The organism is Janthinobacterium rivuli, assembly GCF_009208735.1.
Lineage (GTDB): Bacteria > Pseudomonadota > Gammaproteobacteria > Burkholderiales > Burkholderiaceae_D > Janthinobacterium.
This window is the reverse complement of record NZ_WFLJ01000017.1, coordinates 58,730-82,544: the sequence shown is the minus strand read 5'-3', so window position 1 is coordinate 82,544 and position 23,815 is coordinate 58,730. Positions and strand designations below refer to the sequence as shown.

At 62.0% G+C, this 23,815-nt stretch carries 21 protein-coding genes; 8 read left to right on the top strand and 13 right to left on the bottom strand.

Annotated elements, in window-relative coordinates:
* Positions 1-10 precede the first annotated feature (10 nt).
* The 4 genes from GCN78_RS21665 to rplM all read right to left on the bottom strand — a co-directional run bounded on the left by GCN78_RS21665 (position 11) and on the right by rplM (position 2,529).
* Positions 11-400 carry a bactofilin family protein gene (locus GCN78_RS21665; RefSeq protein WP_131376556.1) on the bottom strand — a complete coding sequence of 130 codons (390 nt, stop codon included), beginning with the start codon at positions 398-400 and terminating at the stop codon, positions 11-13.
* A gap of 90 nt (positions 401-490) precedes the next feature.
* The gene (gene argC / locus GCN78_RS21660) at positions 491-1,528 is read right to left on the bottom strand and encodes an N-acetyl-gamma-glutamyl-phosphate reductase (protein ID WP_152253544.1); all 1,038 of its coding nucleotides are present in this window, start codon (positions 1,526-1,528) and stop codon (positions 491-493) included.
* Positions 1,529-1,698: 170 nt separating this feature from the next.
* A complete protein-coding gene (gene rpsI, locus GCN78_RS21655) occupies positions 1,699-2,091 on the bottom strand; it encodes a 30S ribosomal protein S9 (RefSeq protein ID WP_010393285.1) in 393 nt (130 codons plus the stop codon).
* Between the two features lie 9 nt (positions 2,092-2,100).
* Complete coding sequence (gene rplM / locus GCN78_RS21650) at positions 2,101-2,529, bottom strand: 50S ribosomal protein L13 (protein WP_010393282.1); 429 nt, start codon at positions 2,527-2,529, stop codon at positions 2,101-2,103.
* 225 nt (positions 2,530-2,754) lie between these two features.
* On the opposite strand from rplM, the gene GCN78_RS21645 reads away from it, so the two are divergent.
* The gene (locus GCN78_RS21645) at positions 2,755-3,177 is read left to right on the top strand and encodes an OsmC family protein (RefSeq protein ID WP_077399527.1); all 423 of its coding nucleotides are present in this window, start codon (positions 2,755-2,757) and stop codon (positions 3,175-3,177) included.
* Between the two features lie 38 nt (positions 3,178-3,215).
* On the opposite strand, the gene coq7 is transcribed toward GCN78_RS21645, so the two are convergent.
* Both coq7 and GCN78_RS21635 read right to left on the bottom strand, forming a co-directional pair.
* Positions 3,216-3,860 carry a 2-polyprenyl-3-methyl-6-methoxy-1,4-benzoquinone monooxygenase gene (coq7, locus tag GCN78_RS21640; RefSeq protein WP_152253543.1) on the bottom strand — a complete coding sequence of 215 codons (645 nt, stop codon included), beginning with the start codon at positions 3,858-3,860 and terminating at the stop codon, positions 3,216-3,218.
* Positions 3,861-3,947: 87 nt separating this feature from the next.
* On the bottom strand, positions 3,948-4,379 hold the full coding sequence (locus tag GCN78_RS21635) for a hypothetical protein (RefSeq protein ID WP_152253542.1): 432 nt from the start codon (positions 4,377-4,379) through the stop codon (positions 3,948-3,950).
* 148 nt (positions 4,380-4,527) lie between these two features.
* On the opposite strand from GCN78_RS21635, the gene GCN78_RS21630 reads away from it, so the two are divergent.
* From GCN78_RS21630 to GCN78_RS21615, 4 genes are all read left to right on the top strand, one after another.
* Positions 4,528-5,307, top strand: coding sequence for an ATP-binding cassette domain-containing protein (locus GCN78_RS21630; protein ID WP_152253541.1), 780 nt, complete (start codon positions 4,528-4,530; stop codon positions 5,305-5,307).
* Between the two features lie 4 nt (positions 5,308-5,311).
* Positions 5,312-6,508: an ABC transporter permease gene (locus tag GCN78_RS21625; RefSeq protein WP_152253540.1), complete on the top strand. Its 1,197-nt coding sequence runs from the start codon at positions 5,312-5,314 to the stop codon at positions 6,506-6,508.
* A gap of 192 nt (positions 6,509-6,700) precedes the next feature.
* Positions 6,701-7,594, top strand: coding sequence for an ABC transporter ATP-binding protein (locus GCN78_RS21620; RefSeq protein ID WP_152253539.1), 894 nt, complete (start codon positions 6,701-6,703; stop codon positions 7,592-7,594).
* Between the two features lie 10 nt (positions 7,595-7,604).
* The gene (locus GCN78_RS21615; RefSeq protein WP_152253538.1) at positions 7,605-11,183 is read left to right on the top strand and encodes an ABC transporter permease/M1 family aminopeptidase; all 3,579 of its coding nucleotides are present in this window, start codon (positions 7,605-7,607) and stop codon (positions 11,181-11,183) included.
* Between the two features lie 53 nt (positions 11,184-11,236).
* Here the strand turns inward: GCN78_RS21615 and GCN78_RS21610 are convergent, their stop codons facing one another.
* The 4 genes from GCN78_RS21610 to GCN78_RS21595 all read right to left on the bottom strand — a co-directional run bounded on the left by GCN78_RS21610 (position 11,237) and on the right by GCN78_RS21595 (position 15,009).
* Complete coding sequence (locus tag GCN78_RS21610; protein WP_152253537.1) at positions 11,237-11,620, bottom strand: hypothetical protein; 384 nt, start codon at positions 11,618-11,620, stop codon at positions 11,237-11,239.
* Positions 11,621-11,790: 170 nt separating this feature from the next.
* Positions 11,791-13,254, bottom strand: coding sequence for a catalase (locus GCN78_RS21605; RefSeq protein WP_152253536.1), 1,464 nt, complete (start codon positions 13,252-13,254; stop codon positions 11,791-11,793).
* Positions 13,255-13,347: 93 nt separating this feature from the next.
* Positions 13,348-14,004, bottom strand: a complete 657-nt coding sequence (locus GCN78_RS21600; protein ID WP_152253535.1) for a DsbA family protein — start codon at positions 14,002-14,004, stop codon at positions 13,348-13,350.
* 135 nt (positions 14,005-14,139) lie between these two features.
* Complete coding sequence (locus tag GCN78_RS21595; RefSeq protein ID WP_193316821.1) at positions 14,140-15,009, bottom strand: MBL fold metallo-hydrolase; 870 nt, start codon at positions 15,007-15,009, stop codon at positions 14,140-14,142.
* Positions 15,010-15,221: 212 nt separating this feature from the next.
* Between GCN78_RS21595 and GCN78_RS21590 the strand changes: the two genes are divergently transcribed.
* From GCN78_RS21590 to GCN78_RS21580, 3 genes are all read left to right on the top strand, one after another.
* Complete coding sequence (locus GCN78_RS21590; protein ID WP_152253534.1) at positions 15,222-16,673, top strand: alkaline phosphatase; 1,452 nt, start codon at positions 15,222-15,224, stop codon at positions 16,671-16,673.
* Positions 16,674-16,702: 29 nt separating this feature from the next.
* The gene (locus GCN78_RS21585) at positions 16,703-18,127 is read left to right on the top strand and encodes an alkaline phosphatase (protein ID WP_413465226.1); all 1,425 of its coding nucleotides are present in this window, start codon (positions 16,703-16,705) and stop codon (positions 18,125-18,127) included.
* 76 nt (positions 18,128-18,203) lie between these two features.
* Positions 18,204-18,941: a hypothetical protein gene (locus tag GCN78_RS21580; protein ID WP_152253533.1), complete on the top strand. Its 738-nt coding sequence runs from the start codon at positions 18,204-18,206 to the stop codon at positions 18,939-18,941.
* A 70-nt stretch (positions 18,942-19,011) separates the two neighbouring features.
* Here GCN78_RS21580 and GCN78_RS21575 read toward each other — a convergent pair whose 3' ends face one another.
* From GCN78_RS21575 to dprA, 3 genes are all read right to left on the bottom strand, one after another.
* On the bottom strand, positions 19,012-21,678 hold the full coding sequence (locus GCN78_RS21575; protein WP_152253532.1) for a DNA topoisomerase III: 2,667 nt from the start codon (positions 21,676-21,678) through the stop codon (positions 19,012-19,014).
* A gap of 293 nt (positions 21,679-21,971) precedes the next feature.
* Positions 21,972-22,436 (bottom strand): Smg family protein, encoded by a 465-nt coding sequence (locus tag GCN78_RS21570; protein WP_152253531.1) that lies wholly within the window; start codon positions 22,434-22,436, stop codon positions 21,972-21,974.
* A 94-nt stretch (positions 22,437-22,530) separates the two neighbouring features.
* Complete coding sequence (gene dprA, locus GCN78_RS21565) at positions 22,531-23,634, bottom strand: DNA-processing protein DprA (RefSeq protein WP_152253530.1); 1,104 nt, start codon at positions 23,632-23,634, stop codon at positions 22,531-22,533.
* Positions 23,635-23,815 lie beyond the last annotated feature (181 nt).

Genomic DNA, 23,815 nt, shown 5'->3' with positions numbered 1-23,815 from the left:
TTGTTCCTGCTCACATTTCCGATACGGCCAGGTGCAGCACGGGGTCGGCACTGTCGTGCCGGCTGAGCTTGCCTTGCACCAGGGCGCCGCTGTGCATTTCCAGCACCTTGTAATAGACCTCTCCTACAATGCGGGCTTTTGGCTGGATTTCAAGCATTTCGGACACATACACGGGGCCGTTGATCTCGCCGCTGACGACCAGGCTGGAGCAGCGCACTTCGCCATCGATGCGGCCCGCCTCGCCCAGCACCACATACGTGGGGTCGCCCGGCTCGCCCGTGACGTTGCCGCGCACATGGCCATCGATGCGCAAACCGCCGCAAAACAGCAAGTCGCCCTCGATCCGCGTGGAAGCGCCGATCAGGGTGTCGATGGGATTTTTCGCGTTGCGCTCGAACATGAACGTCATCCTGTCGGGGTACGTGGCAATCCAATTTATCACAGGTCCAGCAAAAAGGCGCCGGACCTGCGCAAACGCTCGTGCCTATATTTAAGGCATCACGGCGATGTGTTGCAAACCGGCCGTTTCTTTCAAGCCAAACATCAAGTTCATGCATTGCACGGCCTGGCCCGCAGCGCCCTTGACCAGGTTGTCCTGCACCACCAGCACGATGACGGTATTGCCGCCTTCGGGGCGGTGCAAGGCCAGGCGCAGCATGTTCGAGCCGCGCGTGGAGCGGGTTTCCGGGTGCGAGCCGAACGGCATCACATCAACGAAAGCCTCATCCTTGTATTGCTCTTCGAACAAGGCTTGCAATTCTTCATTGCTGACGTCCTTGTTCAGCTGCGCGTACAGGGTCGAATGCATGCCGCGGATCATCGGCACCAGGTGCGGCGTGAAGGTCAGCCCCACTTTGTCATCCGTGAAACGCTGCAGTTGCGCCGTCGTTTCCGGCAAGTGGCGGTGACCGGCCACGCCGTAGGCCTTGAAACTGTCGCTCGCCTCCGAGAACAGGATGCCGATTTCCGCCTTGCGGCCGGCGCCGGACACGCCCGACTTGCAGTCGGCGATCAAGCCGCCCGCGTTGACCAGGCCAGCCTTGAGCAGCGGATAAAAGCCCAGCTGCATGGTGGTCGGGTAGCAACCTGGGTTGGCGATCAGCGCGGCTTGCTTGATGTCTTCGCGGTTCAGCTCCGGCAAGCCGTACACGGCTTGCTCGATCAGCTCGGGGGCCGTATGGGGAATCTTGTACCACTGCTCGAACTTGGCCTGGTCTTTCAGGCGGAAGTCGGCGGCCAGGTCGATGACTTTCACGCCGGCGGCCAGCAGCGCTGGTGCTTGCGCCATGGCAACGCCATGTGGCGTGGCAAAGAAGACCACGTCGCACTGCTCCAGGTTCGCCTTGTCCGGCGAGGAAAATGCCAGTTTTACATGGCCACGCAGGGAAGGATACATGTCAGCCACGGGCAAGCCATCTTCCTTGCGCGAGGTAATCGCCGTCAACTCGACATCTGGATGGGTAGCGAGCAAGCGCAGCAATTCCACGCCCGTGTATCCAGTGCCGCCGACGATGCCAACTTTGATCATGTTCTTTCCTTGTGTATAGATTGCATAAAGATAAAGGGAAACGCTACCCCAGCGGGATTTCCGCGTATTTTACAGCGCAACGGCGCATCCCGCTGAAATGCAAAAAAGCCGCGGAACCGAAGTCCAGCGGCTTTTCGACCAGCACCCCGGAAGGTGCTGTAGCGTAGAAATTAACGCTTCGAGAATTGCTTTGCGCGACGTGCTTTGCGCAGACCAACTTTTTTACGCTCGACTTCACGTGCATCGCGGGTCACGAAGCCGGCTTTCGCCAGTTCCGGTTTCAACGCTGCATCGTAGTCGATCAGAGCGCGGGTGATGCCGTGACGAACTGCACCAGCCTGGCCCGACTCACCGCCGCCATGGACGTTGACTTTGATGTCGAAACGCTCGACATTGCCGGTCAGTTCCAGTGGTTGACGGATGACCATCAGACCCGTTTCGCGCGAAAAGTATTCGTTTGCTGGTTTGCCGTTAACAACGATCAAGCCTGTGCCAACTTTGATAAAAACCCGAGCCACTGCACTTTTGCGACGGCCGGTTCCATAATTGTAATTACCGATCATGTCAGTTCCTTAGAGAACAAGTGCTTTAGGTTGCTGAGCAGCGTGCGGATGGGAACCTTCCGCGTACACTTTCAGCTTCTTGATCATTGCGTAGCCGAGTGGGCCTTTAGGCAGCATGCCTTTGACCGCTTTCTCAAGCGCGCGACCTGGAAAACGCTGTTGCATTTTCTGGAAGTTGGTTTCGTAGATGCCGCCTGGATAGCCAGAGTGACGGTAGTAAATTTTCTCAGTAGCTTTGGTACCGGTCACACGCAGTTTGCCTGCGTTGATGACGACGATGAAGTCGCCGGTATCGACGTGAGGAGTAAATTCTGGTTTGTGTTTGCCGCGCAGTCGGAGTGCCACTTCGCTGGCAACACGTCCGAGGACTTTGTCCGTCGCGTCAACCACGAACCAATCGCGCTGGACTTCATGTCCTTTAGCGGAAAATGTTTTCATGTTGACTTCCTAATAGATTACACGCTCAAATGGTGGTTCCGCCGATGTTGCTGTGCGGACTCTGCCTTATTTACTTTTCCTGAGCGAACGGAAAGCCGACAAGTATAAGCGGCTTTGCCTTGCCGCGTCAAGCCGCAATGCAGGCCGGCTGCGGCCCGGCGGGCGGCACATGGATGGGCATTCCTCTATTACAATACAAAACGCTTACAATTTTCGGAGAGTACGATGGAATGCAAAGTCAGCTGGAATGGCCCGTCGGGCATGAGTTTTCGGGCAGAAACCGGTTCCGGCCACCTGGTGACCATGGATGGCGCGCCCGATGGCGGCGGCCACAACCTGGCGCCACGCCCGATGGAAATGGTCTTGCTGGGCACGGGCGGCTGCACCGCCTATGACGTGGTGCTGATCCTGAAACGGGGCCGCGAAGCCGTCAGCGGCTGCGAAGTGACCCTGAAGGCCGAGCGCGCCGACACCGACCCGAAAGTGTTTACCAAGATCCACTTCCACTTCACCGTGCGCGGCAAGGCCCTGAAACCCACCGCAGTCGAACGGGCCGTGGCCTTGTCGCATGACAAATATTGCTCGGCGTCGATCATGCTGGCCAAGACGGCAGAGATTACACATTCCTTTGAAATCATCGAGGAATAATCCAAGGCGCTCCACGGAGCGCCTTTTTTATCGCTTATTTATACGTAGTAGGCGGTTTTCGTCATCACTTTACCCATCAGCCCCATTAGCGCCTTCACTGGCGCCGGGGTATCGATGGCGCCCAGTCGCTGGGCCGCGGCGCCGTGCTCCACCTCGTCGATGGCCATCTGCCTGACGATGGCGCGCGATTTCGCGTCCTGCGGCGGCAATTCCTGCAAGTGGCTGGCCAGGTGCGCTTCCACCTGGCGTTCCGTTTCCACCACAAAACCCAGGCTGCGGCCGTCGCCCATGCGCGCGGCGATGGTGCCCAGGGCAAACGAACCCGCGTACCAGAGGGGATTGAGCAGGCTCAGACGCGAGCCCAGCTCCGTCAGGCGCTGCGCCGTCCAGGCCAGGTGGTCTTCCTCTTCGCGTCCCGCCTCGTCGAACTGGGCGCGGATGGCCGGGCTGTGCGCATAGCGCGCCTGCGAGTTGTACAGCGCTTGCGCGCACACTTCGCCCACATGGTTGACGCGCATCAGGCCGGCGCTGTGGCGCTGCTCGGCCGGGCTCAGTTCCGCATCGGGCGCATGCGCGGCCGGCGTGGGGCGCGAGGCCGAGGCCACGCCCGCCATGACGCGCAGGGCCTTGTCGGCGCCAACAATCAAACGATCCAGGGGGTCAAAATGGCGGTGCGCGGTCATCGTGGCTATGCTCATGAGTAGTAAAGCATGAATTATAGGACCATCGGGGCCAGCCGTCCCCACGCCGCGCGCAGGGTGAGCGGGGCTTTATTGACTTGTGCGCGCTTTTTCCTGTTCGATCCAGTCCACCACGGGGCCGACGGCGTCCAGGCCGGACAGGCTTTTCGCCACGCCCAGGTTCAATGAAATCAGGAAGAAAATACTGTCGACGGGAATGTCCGGGCAATGCTCGGCAAACGCGGTGCGAAAACGCTCCGATTGCAGCACGCGCAAGACTTTCTCGCCGCTCATGAATTGCAGCACGCTGGCGATGCTGTGCCCGCCACCAATCGAGTGGTAAATGAAGCGGTTGTACTGCGCGTCGATCTGCTTGAAATCGAGGGTTTCTTCCGTCATCAGGCCGGCCAGATAATACAGGCCCAGGCTGACGCGGAAGAAACCGATGGCTTCGGCGCTGGTCATGCCGGCTCGCGCCACGGCCAGTACCTTGTCCTGCATCGCCTGATCGATCGTTTGCATTGCGCTCTCCCGCGCCGTCCGCCGGCGCCCACCGGGCCAGCTTGCATGAAGATGCTGTTTTTTTCAATAGACCAAACGATATTTCCACCTTGCAAGTTACATTTTTTGCATGCTACTCTCGTTCTTCACCGTTAAATGGATGAAGCACATGATTGAGGTCAAGCACTTGGCAAAACGTTTCCGCATGCCGCCCCACAAGGGCAAGGCCATGCACGTCAGCGATCCGCGCGAATACGAGGGCTGGTTTCACGCCGTGCGCGACGTCAGTTTCAGTTGCGCCCCCGGCGAAGTGCTGGGCCTGCTGGGGCCGAATGGCGCCGGCAAGACCACCACGCTGCGCCTGCTGTCGACGGCCTTGCAGGCGGACGCGGGCAGCGCCCTCGTGAACGGCGTCGATGTCTTGCAGCAACCGCTGGTGGCGCGCCAGAGCATCGGTTTCCTGTCTGGCTCGACGGGCTTGTACGGCCGCCTGACGGCGCGCGAGAACGTGGAATACTTTGGCCGCCTGCATGGCATGTCGGCCGACAAGCTGAAACGCCGCTGCGACGAATTATTTTCCCTGCTGCAAATGGAAGAGTACGGCGGCAAGCGGGCCGATCAGTTATCGACGGGCATGAAACAGAAGTGCGCCATCGCCCGCACCGTCGTGCACGAGCCGCAAGTGGTGATCCTCGACGAGCCGACGACGGGCCTGGACGTGATGTCGGCCAAGATCCTGCTCGACTTCATCGCCAGCTACAAGGCGCTGCGCGTGCCGCTGATCTTTTCCACGCACCACCTGCACGAGGTGGAAAAGCTGTGCGACCGCGTCTGCATCATCAACCGCGGCACGACCGCCTTCAACGGCACCATCGACGAGCTGCGCCATCTGGGCGGCAGCGCGGACTTGTACGACGCCTTCGTCAGCGTCATCAACCAGGGAGCGTGATGCCATGTGGACCATTTATCTGAAAGAGTTGCTGGAACTCACGCGCGACCGCAAGACGCTGATCTTCACCATCCTCATCCCCATCTTTGCCATGCCGCTGATCTTTGGCGGCTTCGCTTATGTTTCAAACAATATGTTCAAGAACGCCAAGACGGCGGAAATGCGCTACGCGCTGTTCGGCAAGGACCATTCGCCGGGCCTGAGCGCGCGTTTTGCACAGCAGCACAACCTGCGCGAAGTGCCGCTGGCCAGCGAGGCGGATATCCGCCGCGCCATCGGCGACGACACCATCAAGTTCGCCGTGGTCATCCCGTCGCATTTTGAAGATACGTTGAAGCAACAAGAACAGGCCAAGGTCACGCTGCACTACAACAGCGCCAGCTCCGTGGACGTGACGCACCAGCGCGTGCGCGAAATCGTCGATGCCTACAACACGGGACTGCGCGAAGGTGCCCTCTCGACCTTGAACCTGAGTCCTGCCCAGCTGGCCTTTGCCCTCAATCCCATCGTGCTCGACAAGCAATCGACGGCCAACGAGCGCGAGCAGATGGGCGCCATCATCGGCGGCATGGTGCCGTACCTGCTGCTGATGGTGTGCCTGACGGCGGCCATGTACCCGGCCATCGACCTGGGCGCGGGCGAAAAGGAGCGGGGCACGCTGGAAACCCTGCTGCTGGCACCCGTGCCGCGCAGCGCCATCGTGCTGGCCAAGTTCCTCGTGCTGTTTACGGTCGGCATGACGTCCGCCGTGCTGATGGTGGGCAGCATGGGCATCCTGCTGGCCATCTTCGGCAGTTCGCTGGAAGGCCACATGGCCATCCTGGTGCACAGCATCGGCTTGCCGGACCTGGCCATGGTCACGTTGATGCTGGTGCCGACGGCCGCCATCTTCGCCTCGCTGCTGCTGTCGATCTCGATCTATGCGAAAAGCTACAAGGAAGCGGCCGGCATGATCACGCCGCTGATGCTGTTCGTCATCCTGCCCACGGTGGCGGCCATGCTGCCCGGCGTCGAACTGAACTGGATGTGGGCCATGGTGCCGCTGACGAATGTGTCGCTGGCCATGAAGGAACTGGTCAAGGGCACCATGGATTACCGCATGTTCGGCGTGATCCTCGCCTCGACCACGGTGATCGCCGGCGCCCTGCTGGCCCTGTGCCGCTGGTGGTTCAACCGCGAATCGGTGCTATTCCGTAATTGATCGTCACGCGGCGCGCCAGCGGGGAAAACAGTTCCCCCGGGATGGCGCGCCGTCCACCCCCGCCAACTGCACTCTGGGCACGCGAAAATGCCGTGTATCGCATGCAGCTGCCCAGTACGTCTTAAATTCAATACAATGCCAGCATAGAGTAGCCCTGTCGCATCGGGCAGCAACGCATGAGTTAGGAGTTGTATGGAATTGCAGATTCGCAAATTGTCGAAGACCTACGCGAATGGCGTGGTGGCGCTGGATAACGTGTCGCTGACGATACCGCCCGGGATGTTTGGCTTGCTGGGCCCGAATGGCGCCGGCAAGTCGACCCTGATGCGCACCCTGGCCACCTTGCAGGAATGCGATTCGGGCTCCGTCTTCTTCGGCGACTACGACGTGCTCGACGACAAGGACGAGATCCGCCGCATGCTGGGCTACCTGCCGCAAGACTTCGGCCTGTACCCGAAAGTGACGGCCTACGAGCTGCTCGACCACTTCGCCACCTTGAAAGGGCTGTCGCAACGGACGCGCCGGCGCGAAGTCGTCGATGGCCTGTTGCAGCAAACTAATCTGTTCGACGTGCGCCACCAGCGCCTGGGCGGCTTTTCCGGCGGCATGCGCCAGCGCTTCGGCATCGCGCAAGCCCTGCTGGGCGACCCGAAACTGATCATCGTCGACGAGCCGACGGCCGGCCTCGACCCGCAGGAGCGGGTGCGCTTCCACAATCTGCTGTCCGACATCGGCGAGGACAAGACGGTGATCCTGTCGACCCACATCGTGTCCGACGTGGCCGACCTGTGCGCCAACATGGCCATCATCAACAAGGGCCATTTGCTGCTGTGCGGCAAGACCCAGGAACTGATCGACGAAGTCAGCTGCAAGATCTGGGCGCGCTTTGTCGAGAAAAAGGAGCTGGCCAGCTTCCAGCAGCGCCACGCCGTCATTTCCACGCGCCTGCTGTCGGGCCGCACCCTGATCCACGTCTACAGCGACGACGACCCGGGCGATGGCTTCGAGGAAGCCATCGGCGACCTGGAAGACCTGTATTTCGCCACCATTGCCGGGCGCCACCGCGTCGCCCCGCAGTGCGACTGAGGGGACGGCCATGTTTGCCATCGCCCGCTTCGAAGCGCGACAGCGGCTCAAGCTGCTGTCCACCTGGGTGTATTTCGCCATGTTTTTGGCGCTGGCCATGCTGTGGATGGCCGCCGCCGGCGGCGTCTTCAAGGAAGCGAGCATCAGTTTCGGCGGCAAGTTCCTGATCAACGCCCCGCGCTCGCTGGCGTTCACGTGCAGCCTGCTGGGCTGCTTCGGCGCCGTCGTGGTGGCCGCCATGATGGGCCGCTCGGTGCAGCAGGATTTCGAATACGGCATGCAGCATTTCTTCTTCAGCGCGCCGATCAAGAAATACCAGTACGTATTCGGCCGCTTCCTCGGCGCTTATCTGGTGCTGGCGGTGGTGTTTTCCAGCATCCTCATCGGCGCCTGGCTGGGCGCCTGGCTGCCCGGCATCGATCCGGAACGGCTGGGGCCGCAACGGGCGCTGGCCTATTTGATGCCGTATGTGTTTACCCTGCTGCCCAATCTGTTCATCTTCGGCGCCATCTTCTTCGTCATCGCGGCCCTGACGCGGCGCATGCTGCCCGTGTATATCAGCTCGGTGGTCATGCTGATCGGCTACCTGGTGGCGCCGTCCTTGGCGCGCGACCTCGACTACAAGACCCTGGCCGCCCTGATCGATCCCTTCGGCACCACGGCGCTGATACGCCTGACGGAATACTGGCCGAACGCGGAACGCAACACGCGCCTGGTGACCCTGGAGGGCGTGTACCTGCTGAACCGCGCCATCTGGTCCGGCTTCGCCCTGGTGGCCTTGCTGCTCGGCTACTGGCGCTTCCAGTTCCACGCCACGACGGACGCGGGCGCCAGCAAGCGCCGCAGCGAAGGCGACGTGCCGCTGCGCCTGTCGAACGCCTCGCTGTCCACGCAGGAAACACCGGACTTCGCGCAGCGCAACCTGGCCGCCCTGCTCGTCAAGATGAGCTGGCTGAACCTGCGCGAAACCATCAAGAACGTCTATTTTGTCGTCATCGTGCTGGCCGGCGTGCTGACCATGTATGCGGGCGCGCTGGACATGGGCTCCCTCTACGGCACGAATACCTATCCGGTGACGGAAAAAGTGCTGGACATGGTCAGCGCCTCGTTCGCCCTGTTCATGCTGATCATTACCACCTTTTACGCGGGCGAACTGGTGTGGCGCGAACGGGAAACGGGCACCCATCTGATGCTCGACGCCCTGCCCGTGCCGAACTGGCTGCCCCTGCTGTCGAAACTGTTTGCGCTGATCGGCCTGCAAGCCTTGCTGAGCTTGGTCATCATGCTGTGCGGCATGTCGATCCAGGTCTTCAAGGGCTATTACCAACTCGCCCCCGGCCTGTACCTGGAATCGCTGTTCCTGTCGCACCTGCCGTCGTACGCGCTGATCGCCGTGCTGGCCATCTTCTTGCAGGTGGTCATCAATCACAAGTACCTGGCGTATTTCGCCATGATTCTGTACCACATCGCCAGCATCAGCTTTTCCTCGCTGGGCCTGGGCGACCCGCTGCTGCTGTACGGCAGCACGCCGGACTTCGTGTATTCGGCCATGAACGGCGCCGGCCACTACTTGTTGCGCGAACGCTGGTACTTGCTGTACTGGAGCGGCGCGGCCGTCATGCTGACGGTGCTGTCGCTGCTGTTCTGGCCCCGCGGCGCGCAGGACAGCTGGCGCATCCGCCTGCGCCTGGCGCGCCACGGCCTGACGCAAGGCGTGCTGGCCAGCTTTGCCGGCGGCGCCGTGATCTTCCTCGGCGCCGGCGCCGTGCTGTTCTACGTCTTCCACGTGGCCAACGATTACCAGTCCGATTTTTCCCGCGACGCGGACCGCGCCAGCGTCGAGCGCCAGTACCGCAAGTTTGCCGCCACGCCGCAGCCGAGAATCACCGACGTGAAACTCGACGTGGCCATCTACCCGGCGCAGCGCACCCTGACCGTGACGGGCCGCTATGTGCTGCAAAACAAGACCAGCCTGCCGATCAGCCACATTTTTGTGCAGCAAGATCCGACCTCCACGATGCGCCTGCGTTTCGATACGCGCGTGCATCCCGGCCTCGATGACGGCAAGCTGGGCTTTTACAGCTACCGCCTGGCCGCGCCGCTGGCGCCGGGCGCCACCCTGGGCCTCGATTTCGACATCCGCTACGCGCCGCGCGGCGTCTTCGGCCTGGGCCAGGACACGCCCGTGGTGGCCAACGGCACCTTCTTCACGAATGCCGTGCTGCCGCATATCGGTTACCAGCCACAACAGGAATTGACGGACCCGCGCGACCGCAAGAAACACGGCTTGCCCGCGCGCGAACGGGCCTTGCCGCGCGACGATGCGCGCGGACTGGCCGACAATTACATCAGCAACGACGCCGACCGCATCCGCTTTGACGCCACCGTCAGCACCGTCGACGGCCAGACAGCCATCGCGCCGGGCATGCTGGACAACGACTGGATCGCCAAGGGCCGCCATTACTTCCATTACACGATGGAACAGCCGATCCTCAATTTCTATGCCTTCCAGTCGGCCCGCTACGCCGTCAGGCACGAGCGCTGGCAAGACGTGGCCATCGACGTGTATTACCACCCGGGCCATGAATACAACCTCGATCGTTTCGTGCGCGGCAGCAAGGAGGCGCTCGAGTATTACACGAAGAACTTCGGCCCCTTCCAGCACAAGATCCTGCGCATCGTCGAGTTCCCCCGCTACGCCACGTTTGCGCAATCGTTCCCGAACACGATTCCGTACTCGGAAGGCCTGGGCTTCATCGCCAGGGTGGACGACAAGAACCCGAAGGACATCGACTATCCGTTCTACGTCACGGCGCATGAAGTGGCGCACCAATGGTGGGCGCACCAATTGGTCGGCGGCAATACACGAGGCGCCACCGTGCTCAGCGAAACCCTGGCCGAATATTCGGCCCTGATGGTGATGAAGAAAACCGTGGGGCCGGCCAAGATGCGCCGCTTCCTGCGCTATGACCTGAATCAATACCTGATGGGACGCAGCGAGGAGCGCAAGAAGGAATTGCCGCTGGCCGAGAATGAAAACCAGCCCTACATCCACTACCACAAGGGCAGCCTGGCCATGTACTTGCTGCAAGACATCATCGGCGAAGACAAGGTCAACGGCGTGCTGCGCGACTTGCTCAAGACACATGGCCAGAAAGGCCCGCCGTACCCCAGCGTGACGGCGCTGGTCCAGGGCTTGCGCCAGGTCACGCCGCCCGAGCAGGCTTATCTGATCGACGACCTGTTCGAGAAAATCGTGCTGTTCGACAACCGCGCCCTGTCGGCCACGGCTGTCAAGCGCAGCGATGGCAAGTACGCCGTCACCATGAAGGTGCAGGCGGGCAAATTGACGGCCGGCGAACAGGGGGAGGAGCACGACGCGCCCCTGCACGACTGGATCGAGATCGGCGTCGACGATGCGAACGGCCATCCGCTGCTGCGCGAACGCCTGCGCATGACGGCGCGCGAAGCGAGCTATACCGTCATCGTCGGCAGCCGGCCCGGCAAGGCCGGCATCGATCCCGACAACAAGCTGATCGACCGCAAGCCGGACGACAATATGCTCACCGTCGAACTCGAAGAACCGTGACGAAAAATGGCCGCCTGTTCAGGGCGGCCATTTTTTTGGACATCACACGGGAATCAGGCCGCGGCGCAGCGCGTCACCAGGCTCAGGCTGATGCCCATTTCCGTCAGGTGCTGCATGTCGCCCAGCGACAGGTCGAGCGGCGCATCGACCGTGTCGTCGCCGTTCAATTCCAGTTGCAGCTCGGCCACGATACGCGGCATGGTGAACGTGACGCCGCGCGAGCGGCATTCGGCCAGGTAGCTGCGTATGCGCGATGGCAACACTTGCGACTTGGGTGCCTGCGCGATCAGCACTTCGAAGCCGGAATCGAGATGCACGCGATTCGCGCCCTTCGCCTCGCCCTTGCGCCATTGCCGCTCCGGATCGGTGGGCAAGACTTCGAGGATGGATTTGAGCGTGGGGTCATCCCCATGCACCGACAGCTTCGCCATATTCATATTGCAAGACTTTCTAGTCAGGACGCCGCCAGGAAGACGGTGCGATCATCAGACCGACAAGTCTACGCATGGACGGCAAATATGTCCATACGGCAATATTTGATATCAAGCTTTAATTTGTGCTATGTCAACAACAGGCGGAACAGGATTGTTCCGCCTGCCACACACACTTACAGGGTCACGCCACGCGCCTGCAAGGCGGCCCGCACGCCGGCGCCGTAGGCGGGATCGGCCCGGTCGAAGTGTCCCAGCTGACGCTGCAGGGTTTCCGGCCGCACCTGGCCCAAGGGACCGGCCAGGTTGTCGAACAGATTTTGTTTCGCCTGCGCCGACATCAAACGGAACAGATTCCCGGCCTGCGTGTAATCGTCTTCCACGCCGCGTCCATCGTAGCGCGCCGCGCCCCCATCGAGCGCCAGCGCCGCCTCGCCATGGCCCAGGCCTTGCGGCTGCGTGCCTGCCGCCGCCACGTTCGCATAATTTTGCGCCGCGCCGCCATTGTGGATGGCCATGCCGCCGTCGCGCTGCTGGTTGTGGAAGGGGCAGCGGGCCGCGTTCACGGGCAGATGCTGGTGGTTCGTGCCGACCCGGTACAGCTGGGCGTCGTGGTAGGCAAACAAGCGGCCTTGCAGCATCTTGTCCGGCGAATATCCCATGCCGGGCACGGCGTTGGCCGGCGAAAAGGCCGCCTGCTCGACTTCCGCGTGGTAATTATCCGGGTTGCGGTTCAGCTCGAAAATACCCACCGGCAGCAGCGGGAAGTCCGCATGCGGCCACACTTTCGTCAGGTCGAACGGGTTCCAGCCCGTGCGCTGCTCCCATGCATCGAGTTGCTCCTGCGTCGCCACCTGCAGCTTGACTTCCCACTGGGGGAAATCGCCGCGTGCGATGGCACCGAACAGGTCGCGCTGGGCGTAGTCGGGGTCGGCACCGGCCAGGCGGCCCGCTGCCGTCGCAGGCAGGTTCTTGATGCCCTGGCGCGTCTTGAAGTGCCATTTCACGTACACGCGCTGGCCGTCGGCATTGATCAGGCTATACGTGTGGCTGCCGAAGCCATCCATGTGGCGGTAGCCGTCCGGCGTGCCGCGGTCCGAGAACAGCATGGTGACCTGGTGCAAGCTTTCCGGCGCATGGCTCCAGAAGTCGAACATCATCTCGGCCGATTTCAAGTTGCTCTGCGGATCGCGCTTCTGCGTGTGGACAAAATCGGGGAACTTGATCGGGTCCTTGATGAAGAACATCGGCGTGTTGTTGCCAACGAGGTCCCAGTTGCCCTCTTCCGTATAGAAACGCACGGCGAAGCCGCGCGGGTCGCGTTCCGTATCGGCACTGCCGCGTTCGCCACCCACGGTGGAAAAGCGCGCGAAGGTGGCCGTCTGCTTGCCTACCTCACTGAACAGCTTGGCCTTGGTGTAGCGCGAAATGTCGTGCGTGACGGTAAACGTGCCGTAGGCGCCCGAGCCTTTCGCGTGCACCACGCGCTCGGGGATGCGCTCGCGGTTGAAATGCTGGAGCTTTTCGATCAGGTGGAAGTCTTGCAGCAGCAGCGGGCCGCGGGGGCCGGCGCTGAGGGAATTCTGGTTGTCGGCGACGGGGATGCCCGAGGCGGTACTGAATGGCGGCTGTTGGCTCATGGCTGCTTTTCCTTCGTTGTTGACTAATGAAGCCAGTGTAGCGAAGTCAACAACAAAGGAAAAGATAATTGATTTTATCGAATCGATAGATATTTACAATGAACAACCGTGGGCATCGCACGCGCCGCTCAGTTGCGCCTGCAACTTCGCCGGCTGGCCCAAAAACTCCCCGATATCGATCACGGACAGCTTGCCGCCGCCATCGTCGAGCACGAAGGTGGGAAAGCCCTGCCCGCCCACCTGCGCCAGCAAGGCGCGGCTGGCGTCGATGTGCCGTTGCGTGGCGGCGCCCGCCTGGCGCGCATACGCGGCCTGGAATGCCGTCCCGTCCATGCCCAGCGCTTGCGCCAAGGTCACCAGCACGGGCAGGTCGGCGATGCGCAAGCCGTCCACGTAATGGGCGCGCTGCACGCGCTGCAGCATGTCCAGGCCCTTGCCGGCCAACACTTCCGCCGCCAGGATGGCCGTGATCGGCGGTTCGGAATCCATCATGGCCGTGGTGTCGTTCAGCAAGCCGTCAATATAGGCGTCGCCGAAGGGCTGGTCGGACAATTGCTCGATGCGCCGGTCGTGCGGCAAGACGTAGCCGCGCCAGGCGGGCGTGATCTGGCGGCGATTGCTGCCCGTCATCATGCCGCCGCCGTGAAACGCCACCGTCAGGCCCGGCACGGCGCGCGCCGCCTCGACCAGCGGCGCGGCGCCGTAGCACCAGCCGCACAGGGGATCGAAAATGTAGTGCAGTGTGGGCATGCCCCTATCCTTTACAAAACTAAAACAGATGACTTGAAAAACCGTAGCGAGCGGCGCTAGTTCTGGCTGAGAAGCGCAACTGTGCTAAAGCACAGTGAGCATCGCAGGCCGGAAATCGCGTCGCGCAGTAGGTTTTTACCATTTCATTTCACCCTTGGCCACCTTCGCGCTGGTCTCCAGGGCGCCATCGAGGCCCAGCTTCGGGTAATGCTGTTTCATGGCCTCGATCAGGGCGGCCGAATTGGCGGCCTTGGCCGTTTCCGCTTCAAACGTCACCAGATAGTCGCGCGTAAAACCGATGCTGTCCGGCGTCAGGGGCGAACCCACCTTGAAGTGGCCGGGCACGACGGTGACGGGTTTCAACGCGGCGATGCCGTCCAGCGTCTTGAGCCAGTCCTGGCGCGATTGCAGGCTTTGCGTATCGGCCGTCCACACGTGCAAGTTACCAAACAACACCACGCCGCCGACGACGGCCTTGATCGAGGGAATCCACACATAAGTGCGCGCTGGCGTCGGGCCGGCGATGTCCAGCGACTGGCCTTCCAGGCTGATGCGCTTGCCCTTCAGCGCGTCGGGAATGACGATGGCGTGCGGCGCATTGTCCTTCAGGATCGGGCCCCAGTAAGCGACCTTGGCATCGGCCTTGCGGCGGATTTCCGCCACGGTTTCCGGCGTGGCGACGATTTTTGCCTGCGGGAAGGCGGCCTTGATCACGTCGAGGCCAAAGTAAAAATCGGGATCGCTGTGGCTGATGTACACGGTCGTCAGTTTCTTGCCGCTGGCGCGGATCTTTTCCACCAGTTTTTGCGCTTCGGCGCGCGAGAATTGCGCATCGATCAGCACGGCGTCATGCTTGCCCGCGACCAGCACGGAAGCGACGGGGAAGATGGCCGCTTCGCCCGGATTGAAGACTTCCAGGGTCAGGGGCGCGCTGGCGGCGGCCGAGGCGGCGCCGGCGGCGAACAGGGTGGAAACAAGAATGCTGCCGAGGGATTTGGAGAACATGATGCGCCTTCACAAGATGATTGGGATGCATGCATCTTACGTTGCTCAATCCGGTAGAAAAACCCATTAAATCGCAATAGTTTGTTGCTTAATTCGATGCAATACGCGATAGCGCCCCGCCCGGCGCCTTGCGAACCGTGTCATAGCGTCATGAGGGCGTCACATTGGATTGCTATCTTGCTAGCTCTTTCAAACCTAGCCGGATGAACCACATGACACGCAGAAAAATTTCCGTCGCTGGCTGCAGCGTCGCCATCACCCTGATGCTGGCCGCCTGCGGCAGCGATGCCAAAAAAGAAGAGGTAGTGGCTGAAGCGCCACCGAAAAACGTCATCTTCTTCCTCGGCGATGGCATGGGCCTGACCACCATGACGGCCGCGCGCATCTATTCCGTGGGCGAAGAGGGTTCGCTGACCATGGACACGCTGCCGGAAACGGCCTTCGTCAAGACGTTCTCGAACGACGCACAAGTGACGGACAGCGCGCCATCGATGGCCGCCTACATGACCGGCGTCAAAATGAACAATGAAGTCATCTCGATGTCGGCCAATACGGTCGCCATCGATCCGGGCATGGATGCGAACGGCAACAAGCTGGTCAACAAATGCGGCACCGGCAACGGTACGCCCGCCACCACCTTGCTGGAACTGGCCAAGGCCAAGGGCTTTGCCGCCGGCGTCGTCAGCACGGCGCGCGTGACGCACGCCACGCCGGCCGCAACCTACGCGCACATCTGCCACCGCGACCTGGAAAACGATATCGCCGCGGCCCTGGTGCCGGGCGGCACCGGCTACAACAGCGCGCTGGGCACCACCGGCCTGGAAGTGGTTCTCGGTGGCGGCGCGCAATTCTTCAAGCAATTCAAGGATGGCGGCAAGCGTTCCGACGGCCGCGACCTGATCGCCGAACTGAAAGCGAAGAGCTATACGGTCGCCAACAACGCCACCGACTTCAAGGCCGTCGATGCGGCCAAGACGGAACGCCTGTTCGGCGTGTTCACGTCCAGCCACATGAGCTATGACCTGGATCGCGATGCGGCCAAGGAACCTAGCTTGGCGGAAATGACCACCAAGGCCATGGACGTGCTGGCCAAGAACAAGAAGGGTTATTTCCTGATGGTCGAAGGCGGCCGCATCGACCATGCGCTGCACGAAACGACGGCCAAGAAAGCGCTGCAAGACACCGTCGCGTTCGATAACGCCATCAAGGCCGCCATCGAGAAAGCCAAGCTCACCGATCCGACCCTGGCCAATACCCTGATCGTCGTCACGGCCGACCATGACCACACGCTGGTGCTGAACGGCTACGCCAAGCGCACGGGCAAGACGGCTGCCGGCAATCCTGGCGTGCTGGGCGTGGTGAAGAACTACGTGACCGGCGCGGTCGAGAAAGACCTGGACGGCGCACCGTATTCGATCATCGGCTTCGGCAATGGCGAAAACCGCACGCAATCAAGCCGCGCCGCCATGGCCAGCCTCGATGAAACCGTCACCAGCGCCAACACCTACCACCAGGAAGCGGTAATCCGCACGGCGGCAGGCAATGAAACCCACGGCGGCACCGACGTCTTCCTGGGCGCCATCGGCAAGGGTTCGGAAACCTTCCTCGGCACCATCGACAACACCAAAGTATTCGGCCTGGTCAAGACCGCCGGCGGTCTGTAATCCCCAAGAGACAAGAACTGGACAAGCACATGAAACTTGCATCGACACCCGCCGCACTGAAGTCGGCTCTGAAAATCTCCTTGCTGACCACGCTCGTGGCGGCCAGCGTCGCCAGCGCCTACGCCGCCGACGCCAAGAACGTCATCTTCTTCCTCGGCGACGGCATGGGCCCGTCCGTCGTGACGGCGTCGCGCATCTACAAATACGGCGAAGACGGCAGCCTGACGATGGACACGCTGGAACGCACGGCGCGCATCAAGACGTTCTCGAACGATGCGCAAACGACGGACAGCGCGCCATCGATGGCCGCCTACATGACCGGCGTCAAGATGAACAATGAAGTCATCTCGATGGCGCAGGACACGATCGCCAAAGAACCCGGCCGCGACGCCAACGGCAACCTGGGCGTGGACAACTGCCCGGCCGGCGGCAAGAGCGTGCCGACCATCCTGGAACTGGCGAAAGCCAAGGGCAAGGCCGTGGGCGCCATCACCACCACGGAATTGACGCACGCCACGCCGGCGACGACGTTCTCGCACATTTGCAACCGCAATGCGCAGTACGCGATCGCCGCGCAAGCGACGCCAGGCGGCGCGGGCTACAACGCGGCGCTGGGCGACGGCGTCGATGTACTGATGGGTGGCGGCCGCAACCACTTCACCCCATGGTCGGCCAGCAACAAGTATGGCCGCGTCGATGGCCGCAACCTGTTGACGGAATTTGCCGCCAAGGGTTACACCGTGGCCGCGACGAAGGCGGAAATGGCGGCAGCGCCGAGCGGCAAGAAATTCATCGGCCTGTACAGCACCCGCAGCCATCTGGAATATGAACTGGACCGCACGGCCACGCCGCCGCTGGGCGAAGGCGCGACCCAGCCTAGCCTGTCGGAAATGACGCTCAAAGCCATCGACCTGTTGTCGAAAAACGCGAACGGCTACTTCCTGATGGTTGAAGGCGGCCGCATCGACCACGCCCTGCACGGCATCAACGCCAAGCGCGCGCTGACGGACACCATCGCCTTCGACGACGCCATCAAGGCCGCCATCGCCAAGATCAAGGAAAGCGATCCAAAGCTGGAGAACACCCTGATCGTCGTCACGGCCGACCATGACCACACGCTGGCCTTCAACGGCTACGGCAAGCGCGGCAACCATATCCTCGACATCAACCGCGGCTACAAGGATAACCAGCCGAGCAAGGATGCCGATGGCAATACCTACACCACCCTGGTGTTCGGCAACGGCCCGAACCGCCCTGACCTGCGCAGCAACGTCGACAGCGCCACGGCCCTGAAAGACAACTACCTGCAAGAAACAGGCGTGCGTCTGGCCAGCGAAACCCACGGCGGCGGCGACGTCAAGTTGCTGGCCACGGGCGCCGGCGCCAAGGCCTTCAAGGGCACCCTGGACAACACCAAGGTGTTTGACTTGCTGAAGGCGGCCTTCGGCTTCTGATCCACTTCAACACGGTAACCCCACCGGGGCGGATGGCAGCGTTGCCCTCCGCCCCTCTGCACGTAAAGGCAACACCATGAAATCATCCCTGATCGCCGTCCTCCTCGCCGCCGGCTTTGCCGCCAGCGCGCAAGCCGCGCCTGCCACGCCTTCCGCTCCTGCCGACCTGGACCTGGGCATCACCTATTACAGCCGCGTGCTGACGCCGGAAGGCGTGACGCGCGAAAGCCGCTACGAAGAAAAGATGCTGCGCCGTCCCGGCCACGTATGGGTCGAGCGCGTGCTGGCGCCGTCGACCGATGCGCATGCGGGCCACAGCCACGGCGAGAACAGGAAAGTGGCGTTGAAGACGTCGACCGCGGCCACGCAACATGAGCACAAGCACTTCAATCCCGTGCTGATACCGCGCCACGTGATGCTGGAAAAGAACACCGTGCGCGTGGAATACATCGATGCGCACGACAAGATCGTCGTCGCCATCCCGAAAGCCGAGTACGAAAACGTCAATTTCGATGGTTCCTGGGAAAACAGTTTCTATCTGCTGGACCCGAAACTGGTAGCCGCCATGCCGCTGTCGAAACAGGCATCGACCGTGACGGGCGCACGCTGGCGCGAAGTGGAAAAGAATGGCGTGTTCCAGCGCATCCTGTGGGATGAGCAAAAGCAGATTCCCCTGATCATCGAAAGCGGCGACCGCGCGAACACCTTCTATCGCCGGGTCGACGTCAAGCTGCAGCCGACCGTCAGCAAGGCGCAGCCGTGGGCCAACTTGCAGAACTACGCGCAGCGCGAGTATTCCGACTACCTGGACTAAGAGCCTCGGGACGTAAAAAAAGCCAGGGAGCGATCCCTGGCTTTTGTCTGCCTGCCTGGCTGGCGCCGGATTACTCCGCCGCCGCCGCTTTCTTCGCCGGCGCCTTCTTGGCGGCCGGCTTTTTCACGGCCGTCGCTTTCTTGGCCGGCGCCTTTTTGACGGCTGCCGCTTTCTTGACGGCCGTTTTCTTCGCTGGCGCCGCGCCTTCTTCGCCTTCGGCCTCGACGGCTGCCGCCTTCGTCTTGGCGCCCGGCTTGGCCTTGCGCTCTTCAAACTCGAAGCTCACCTTGCCATCCTTGCCGCGCACGAGGAATGCCTTGAACGGACGACGGGTACGCTGGGAAACAAAGCCCGGCAGCAAGTCCGTCTTGCCATCGTTGAGCAGTTTTGCCATTTGTTCCGGCAAGATTTCCTGCTGCAAGATGATGCGGCCGCTGCGGAAGTCGCACGTCTTCGGCTTGGCCACGCTGTGCTCGCACACATAGGCCAGGCCCATTTCATACACGCCGGCGTTGCACTTGGGGCAAGGTCCCACGGGCGTCTGGCCCGTGAAATCGACGCCTTCGCCATCTTCGCTCTCGTCGTTCTGGCCGAAATCGAATTCCAGCTTGAAGTTCTTGATCTCTTCATCGCGCACGATGCGCAGGATGGCGGCGAACGGACGGCCCATCTTCGAGCGGAAACCTTGCAGCGGGCCGATGGTGCGGTCCTTCAGCAATTGTTCCACTTCGGCGATTTCGAACTGGCGCGAACCCGGCGTCTTGCTCATCGAGAATTCGCACTTGGTGCAGGCGAAACGACGATAGTTTTCCTTTACCACGCCGCCGCAGTTCGGGCATGGCGTTTCCAGGGTGGCGTAATCGCCGGGAATGGTGTCGTTGTCGTATTCCTTGGCGCGCTTGACGATGATTTGCGTCATCTGTGCAATTTCACGCATGAACTCTTCGCGCGAAATCTTGCCTTTTTCCATCTGCGACAGCTTGTATTCCCACTCGCCCGTCAGTTCCGGCGCCGTCAATTCGTTGACGCCCAGGCCTTTGAGCAAAGTCATCAGCTGCGATGCCTTGGCCGTCGGAATCAGTTCGCGGCCTTCGCGGATCAGATAGCGTTCCGTCAGCAAGCCCTCGATGGTGGCCGCGCGCGTCGCCGGCGTGCCGAGCCCCTTGCCGGCCATCGCATCGCGCAGCTCGTCGTCATCGATCAGCTTGCCAGCGCCTTCCATGGCCGACAGCAAGGTCGCCTCCGTGAAGCGCGCGGGCGGCTTCGTCACCAGGCCATTCGCGCTGACGCTTTCCGTCTGCACTTTTTCGCCCTTGGCGACCGGCACCAGGTTGCCGTTGCCATTGCTTTCCTTGTCGGCGTCCGTCGATGCTTCCTTGCCGTAGATGGCCAGCCAGCCCGGATTGGTCATGACCTTGCCTTCAGTCTTGAACTGATGGCCGGACACTTCCGTGTAACGCGTGGTGACCTGGAATTCCGCAGGCGGGAAGAACACGGCCATGAAGCGGCGCGTGACCAGGTCGTACAGCTTCTGTTCCGGCTCGGACAGGTTCTTCGGCGCGATCGTCGTCGGGATGATCGCGAAGTGATCCGAGATCTTCGTGTTGTCGAAGATACGCTTGTTCGGCTTGACCCAGCCCTTGTCGATGATCTGCTTGGCGAACTGGTGGTAGTTGCTGTTTTCCTTGACCGTTTCCAGCGCCTGCAGCACGGTCGGCATGTAGTCTTCCGGCAGGTGGCGCGAATCGGTACGCGGATACGTCAGCACCTTGTGCTTTTCATACAGCGCCTGGGCCAGGCCCAGGGTGTTCTTGGCCGAGAAGCCGAAACGCGAGTTCGCTTCTCGCTGCAGGCTGGTCAGGTCGAACAGGCCCGGCGCCATCGAGGTGGTCGGTTTCGACTCTTCCGTGACGATGCCTTGGCGGCCGCGGCAGGCGGTGGCGATCGAGTCGGCAGCCGTCTTGCTCCACAGGCGCTCGGCGCGCTTCTCGGGATCGTTCTCGTCCTTCTTGAACTTCGTGTCGAGCCAGCGGCCTTCATAGATGCCGGCCGCGCAGACGAATTCGGCGCGTACTTCCCAGAAGTCGCGCGGCACGAATTTCTTGATCTTGTCTTCGCGTTCGACGACGATGGACAGGGTCGGCGTCTGCACGCGGCCCACGGTGGTCAGGTAGAAGCCGCCTTCTTTCGAATTAAACGCCGTCATGGCGCGCGTGCCATTGATACCGATCAACCAATCGGCTTCCGAACGGCAGCGGGCCGCGTCCGCCAGCGGCAGCATTTCTTCGTCGCTGCGCAGGTGCGAGAAACCGTCGCGGATGGCGCCCGGCGTCATCGACTGCAGCCACAGGCGCTTGACCGGTTGCTTGGCTTTCGCGTTTTGCGCGATCAGGCGGAAAATCAGCTCGCCTTCGCGCCCCGCATCGCATGCGTTGATGAGGGTGGTGACGTCTTTACGTTTGATCAGCTTGTTTAATACTTTGAGGCGCGCTTCCGTCTTGGCGATCGGGTTCAGCGCGAAATACGGTGGAATCATCGGCAAGTGCGCGAAACTCCATTTGCCGCGCTTCACGTCGAATTCTTCCGGTACGGCGATCTCCAGCAGGTGGCCGACCGCCGACGACAGGACGTATTCATCCGATTCAAAGTACTCATCGTGCTTGGTGAAGCCGCCAAGCGTCTTCGCGATATCGTTCGCGACAGAAGGCTTCTCGGCGATGATGAGGGTTTTTGTCATATTTTTTAGTCTCGAAAAATGCTCTAGGATAGTTTCAGCATGCGCATCATACAGTGCATTGCCAGGCGCCGACGCTTTTGTCTGCGCAAGGCCTTGTGACTTGTGGTCTTGTCAAGCGGCCAATGATAAGCGCCTATTGAAGAATTCGGCAAGTTATCTGCAAGCAAGAATGCGCAGGCGCAAACGCGATTGTCAAGCGTGCGCGCCGGTGCAGCACATGGTAAAGGGGATGGCGCGGCGGCGGCGCGAGGATCGGGCAGGCAGCGACAGCGGCCGCCGGCGACGTCTATATATTAGTGCAATAGGCGCGGGGGCAGGTCTTCGTCGTCGACGAACAGGTCGTCGAACATGAGGGCGTCCGGTTCCTTGCCCTGGCTCCACAGCAGCATCAGCACGATGACTTTCAGCTTGCCCAGCGAAACGGGTGCCTCGTCGAGCGCCAGCGCCCGCTCGATGACGATTTCGCGCTGCAGCGGCGAGAGCACCTTGGCGCTTTCGAGGAACTGGATGAAGCCGATGGCGGCCGTGCCCAGCACGTCGCTTTCCTGCTGCACATAGAAACGCGTGCCCGTGGAGGCGGCCGTCAGGGTTTGCTCGACGCCGGCCATGGCGTTCAAATCCGTCAGCCAGACGAGCGCCTCGGAAATCTCCACGTCGTCGAAACCGACGGCCGACAGTTTGCGCGCCAGGACTGCCGGCTCGGGGCAGGCATCGGGGCGATAGTAAGTCTCGTAGAGGTACACCAGGATATCGAACATGGCTCTACTCTATCAGCTAAGTTCGCTGCGACACAAGGGTGCGCACAGACAAAGCGCCCCCGTGCGGCAAGGCCGCCACACAAGTAACAAGCTGTCATTTGCAGCGTTGAAACAGTCCTCCCGGCAAGCGTTCGACCCGGCCCGCCAGCTCCAGCGCCAGCAATTCGCCCATCAGCGCGCCCATGGCCAGGCCGCTGCGCGCGGCCAGGGTATCGGCATCGACGGGATCGTGGCCCAGCGCGGCCAGCAGCGGCGTCTCGTCTTCCACCACTGCCGGCATGCTGGGGATGCCGCCCAGCCATTGCAGCTCTTGCAGCACGTCATCGGCCGACTCGACCAGCTTGGCGCCTTGCTTGATGAGCGCATGGCAGCCCTTGGCCAACGTCGCATGGATGGAGCCGGGCAAGGCATACACGTCGCGCCCCTGCTCGCCGGCCAGGCGCGCCGTGATCAGGGAACCCGACTGGGCGGCCGCCTCGATCACCAGCACGCCGCGCGCCAGGCCGCTGATCAGGCGGTTGCGACGCGGAAAGTTTGCCGGCATGGCGGGCAGGCCCAGCGCATACTCGCTGACGATGCAGCCCTGTTCCGCGATTCTTTGCGCCAGATCAAGGTTGCGTCGCGGATACACCAGATCGGCGCCCGTGCCGATCACGGCCACGGTGGCGCCCGCGCCGCGCAGGCCCCCCTCGTGCGCGTGCGTATCAATGCCCAGCGCCAGCCCGGAAATGATGGTCAAACCCGCCGCGCTGAGGGCCTGTGCGAAGGCGGCCGCATTCTGCATGCCTTGCGCGCTGGCATTGCGACTGCCGATGATGGCCACGCCGGGACGCGACAGCAGTTCCGCCCGCCCCCGCACATATAACAACAGCGGCGGATCGGCGATTTCCAGCAGCAGCGGCGGATACGCGGCGTCGGCCAGGGTCAGCACGGCATTGCCGGGCCGCTGCAGCCATTGCAGCGTGAGTTCCAGCTGGCTGTTGGCCACGGGCTTGGGCGGCTGCACGATGGCGCGCGCCACGCCGGCCGGCACGACTTCGCGCAAGGCCTCGAACGGCGCGGCGAAGACCTGGGGCGGCAAGCCGAAGCGGGCCAGCAAGGCGCGCGCCGCCACCGGCCCCACGCCGGGCAGATGCTGCAGGCGCAGCCAGCCCGCCAGTTCCGTGGCCGCGTCTGCCGTCGTTGCAAGTGCATGCATGACAACCTCACTGTGTACCATGCCCCCATGCTAGCGCCATGGCGCGCACGCGCTACCGACGCGCGCAAGGATGCGTGCAATGGCCGCTACCCCGCCATCCACAGGAGCATGGGCGTCTGTGATAAAATTTCCCTTTGCAGCAGACGATTAGCGCACTGGCAAACGCATCTGCCGCGCCGTT

Coding starts and splice junctions, on each gene's coding strand:
- GCN78_RS21665 (WP_131376556.1), bottom strand. CDS start 400: ATGTTCGAGCGCAACGCGAAAAATCCCATCGACACCCTGATCGGCGCT.
- argC (WP_152253544.1), bottom strand. CDS start 1,528: ATGATCAAAGTTGGCATCGTCGGCGGCACTGGATACACGGGCGTGGAA.
- rpsI (WP_010393285.1), bottom strand. CDS start 2,091: ATGATCGGTAATTACAATTATGGAACCGGCCGTCGCAAAAGTGCAGTG.
- rplM (WP_010393282.1), bottom strand. CDS start 2,529: ATGAAAACATTTTCCGCTAAAGGACATGAAGTCCAGCGCGATTGGTTC.
- GCN78_RS21645 (WP_077399527.1), top strand. CDS start 2,755: ATGGAATGCAAAGTCAGCTGGAATGGCCCGTCGGGCATGAGTTTTCGG.
- coq7 (WP_152253543.1), bottom strand. CDS start 3,860: ATGACCGCGCACCGCCATTTTGACCCCCTGGATCGTTTGATTGTTGGC.
- GCN78_RS21635 (WP_152253542.1), bottom strand. CDS start 4,379: ATGCAAACGATCGATCAGGCGATGCAGGACAAGGTACTGGCCGTGGCG.
- GCN78_RS21630 (WP_152253541.1), top strand. CDS start 4,528: ATGATTGAGGTCAAGCACTTGGCAAAACGTTTCCGCATGCCGCCCCAC.
- GCN78_RS21625 (WP_152253540.1), top strand. CDS start 5,312: ATGTGGACCATTTATCTGAAAGAGTTGCTGGAACTCACGCGCGACCGC.
- GCN78_RS21620 (WP_152253539.1), top strand. CDS start 6,701: ATGGAATTGCAGATTCGCAAATTGTCGAAGACCTACGCGAATGGCGTG.
- GCN78_RS21615 (WP_152253538.1), top strand. CDS start 7,605: ATGTTTGCCATCGCCCGCTTCGAAGCGCGACAGCGGCTCAAGCTGCTG.
- GCN78_RS21610 (WP_152253537.1), bottom strand. CDS start 11,620: ATGAATATGGCGAAGCTGTCGGTGCATGGGGATGACCCCACGCTCAAA.
- GCN78_RS21605 (WP_152253536.1), bottom strand. CDS start 13,254: ATGAGCCAACAGCCGCCATTCAGTACCGCCTCGGGCATCCCCGTCGCC.
- GCN78_RS21600 (WP_152253535.1), bottom strand. CDS start 14,004: ATGCCCACACTGCACTACATTTTCGATCCCCTGTGCGGCTGGTGCTAC.
- GCN78_RS21595 (WP_193316821.1), bottom strand. CDS start 15,009: ATGTTCTCCAAATCCCTCGGCAGCATTCTTGTTTCCACCCTGTTCGCC.
- GCN78_RS21590 (WP_152253534.1), top strand. CDS start 15,222: ATGACACGCAGAAAAATTTCCGTCGCTGGCTGCAGCGTCGCCATCACC.
- GCN78_RS21585 (WP_413465226.1), top strand. CDS start 16,703: ATGAAACTTGCATCGACACCCGCCGCACTGAAGTCGGCTCTGAAAATC.
- GCN78_RS21580 (WP_152253533.1), top strand. CDS start 18,204: ATGAAATCATCCCTGATCGCCGTCCTCCTCGCCGCCGGCTTTGCCGCC.
- GCN78_RS21575 (WP_152253532.1), bottom strand. CDS start 21,678: ATGACAAAAACCCTCATCATCGCCGAGAAGCCTTCTGTCGCGAACGAT.
- GCN78_RS21570 (WP_152253531.1), bottom strand. CDS start 22,436: ATGTTCGATATCCTGGTGTACCTCTACGAGACTTACTATCGCCCCGAT.
- dprA (WP_152253530.1), bottom strand. CDS start 23,634: ATGCATGCACTTGCAACGACGGCAGACGCGGCCACGGAACTGGCGGGC.